The 2,053-nt window shown below is 64.4% G+C and carries 2 protein-coding genes and 1 pseudogene; 1 reads left to right on the plus strand and 2 read right to left on the minus strand.

The window, feature by feature from the left end; translation table 11 throughout:
* Positions 1–503 (minus strand): hypothetical protein (locus FLX08_RS39670; RefSeq protein ID WP_208761978.1); only part of this gene is annotated, 503 nt, incomplete at its 3' end.
* Positions 504–1,003: 500 nt separating this feature from the next.
* Here FLX08_RS39670 and FLX08_RS39675 point away from each other — a divergent pair.
* On the plus strand, positions 1,004–1,552 hold the full coding sequence (locus FLX08_RS39675; protein ID WP_142625399.1) for an Ig-like domain-containing domain: 549 nt from the start codon (positions 1,004–1,006) through the stop codon (positions 1,550–1,552).
* 333 nt (positions 1,553–1,885) lie between these two features.
* On the opposite strand, the pseudogene FLX08_RS43605 reads toward FLX08_RS39675, so the two are convergent.
* Positions 1,886–2,053 (minus strand): annotated as a pseudogene (locus FLX08_RS43605) (replication initiator); the annotation flags it as partial.

Raw genomic sequence — 2,053 nt, forward strand, 5'->3', positions numbered from 1 at the left:
AGCCCATTACGCCAGCAGGTGATCGTGCGACTCGTGCTCTTGACTACTCGGGGGATGGACTCATTTTGCGGCCAGATCTGCAGCAGATAACGATCGATGATGGCATCCGTCGAGCAGTCCGATTCTATGGCCCGGTCCATGTGGACGGCGTGATACCGCAGTCGGTACCAGCCCGGGCCCGACGACAAGTCGGGTAGCTTGTGAAATCCCTCGCCTCCCCACTCGACGAGGAAGATCCGTCCCGTTTGGGTGTGGAAGCTGATTTCCACGATGTCCTCGAACTCGTTGACGTCCGGCCCCGGGTCGCGGTCCAAAACGGTCACCGAGAAGCCGACCGTTCCCGTGTGCAGGCCCGTGACCAGGAGACCTTTACCGTCTTTCACCCGAATGATGCCCACGGGGTGCTCGGGATGGTCATCGGGGAAGGTTTCCGGACCCCACATGTCGTCGGCGAGATCGTCGAGGTAGATCTGACCGTAGCTGACGTGGACATCGAACGACACGGTCCGATTGGTAGGCATGGTCAGGACTCTACGGCTATGACGATTCGGAAGACCGCGCAAGTCATGACGCCTGGCTGTCTCTCTAGATGGGCAGCCCCGACCTCTTCCGCCCCCGCTGATCGATTGTTCGTAGCCCTTGGTCGGTGTCAACGCCGTGTGTGCGGGTTGGGTGAAAGCCGGAGACGTCTACACCGTGCTCGGCAAGGGAACCTTCGTCGCCGACCCCGAGACCGGCGGCCCGCCCCAACGAGACACCGAAGACGAGTGAAGGCCCCCGAACGAGTCCGGGGGCCTTCAGCCTTCTATCGGTTGTCAGTGAGACGATGGAAGGCGCATCAAGCGTAGAGGCGGACGAGCCGAGGGCAGTGGCTTTCCGCTGTGGCGCCCGGTGAGACCGCCGTCTTTAACTGACGGCAGCGCAAGTCCCAGCAAAGGGGTATCCGCGACCGCGACATGCCCGCCACGAGTCAGGAGTACGAACCCGCTTTTAGGATCTCAACGTGATCAGATTCTCCTACCCCAAGGAGCCGGATCCGCAGACACCACAGGAGTGGGAGGACCTGAAGAACGACCCCGAGCGCTCCCGCGTCTATCCGGGTTTGCCGCATACCGAGGCAGTGTCCTGGGAGAAGCTCCAGGAGTTGAGGGAGAACACTGACGCCACCTTCACCGTCGACAGCGACGACCTGCTAGCTAGAGCCCTACCAGGGGACGAACCTGATCCGTCCGAATCGTCGGACACCCAGCCGCCGACGGTGGTGGCAACCGGCCCGGAGCCCGGAGAAACGGAGGTGTCCAGTGACGAGGGCGCGTGGGCGGTGTTCAGCAAACCTGTGAGCGGCGGGCGGTTCCGCCTGAAGGGCCTGGACGGCACGACGGTGCCTGGAACTACGACCGCGCAAAACGACGACATACTGACCTTCGATCCGGATGAACCGCTTGCCGCCAACACTCAGTACACCGCGGAAGTCTCCGCTGCCAGGGACGCGGCAGGCAACGAGATGGCCCTCCCGTACGTCTGGTCGTTCACCACGGGCGGGACGACATAGACCCCGGACCCCACCCCGCCACCGACAGCCCACCCACCGATCCGCTCCTGCGAAACACGTGATCATCATGCCGCTGCAGGTCGACGTCTGGCGGGCAGCGAGGACTACGCCGACTAACGACAGATTTCGATGCGGGGCGGCCGGCCCAACCGCTTCGCGGCCCTTCGGGTGCCTACGGCATTGCGCTCGCCGCACCACTCTCGCCTCACATTCGGCAAGGTCAGGCCGACTCTCCCGTTCGCGGGCGATCCGGCGGGCGGTGGCGATGCGTTGCCGGATCAGCTCGGCCCACAGGTGTTCGCCATTCCGGTAACCGCTCCCGGCGAAGCGCCACTGACCCACCGTCACTGTCTCCCGCTCGTCAGTTGCAGGCAGGCGCTGCCGTTCCCGAGCCCGCTCGGCCTGGTGATCCGCCCGCACCTGACGCGGCGCGCCGAGCGTGGTCGAGTAGTGGCGGCTCTTGGTCGAGAAGTGGCCCCCAGTAGCCGAGCATGTGCGCCC

Origin of the sequence: Microbispora hainanensis (assembly GCF_006874475.1) — a bacterium.
GTDB classification, from domain to species: Bacteria; Actinomycetota; Actinomycetes; order Streptosporangiales; family Streptosporangiaceae; genus Microbispora; species Microbispora hainanensis.